1 protein-coding gene is annotated in these 329 nt (G+C 46.2%); it reads right to left on the bottom strand.

Going from position 1 to position 329, the window contains the following annotated elements; translation table 11 throughout:
- Window positions 1–221, bottom strand: a 221-nt coding sequence (locus HC176_RS18385; protein ID WP_167920431.1) for a hypothetical protein, incomplete at its 3' end; no start/stop codon positions are given.
- Between the last annotated feature and the right edge of the window lie 108 nt (window positions 222–329).

Genomic DNA, 329 nt, shown 5'->3' with positions numbered 1-329 from the left:
GTACCAGCAGTACAATTGTCAGATGCTGACGGAGCTACAATGGTTAAAGTAGCATTACACTCACCTTCATCTGTTCCTTCATCGATTGCTGATACAGCTGCAAACACAGGAGCTTCATCATCAGTCACTGTTACCACCTGCTCTACTGCAGTCGCGGCATTGATGCCATCGCTGTAGTTCCAGGTTATAGTAGTTGTTCCTGTTGGGAACGGATCAGTCAAAGCAAGATTATCACTACGGGTACCGGTAGCTGTACCAGCAGTACAATTGTCAGATGCTGACGGAGCTACAATGGTTAAAGTAGCATTACACTCACCTTCATCTGTTCC

Source organism: Tamlana crocina, from assembly GCF_012037625.1.
This window is presented reverse-complemented; position numbering and strand designations above follow the sequence as displayed.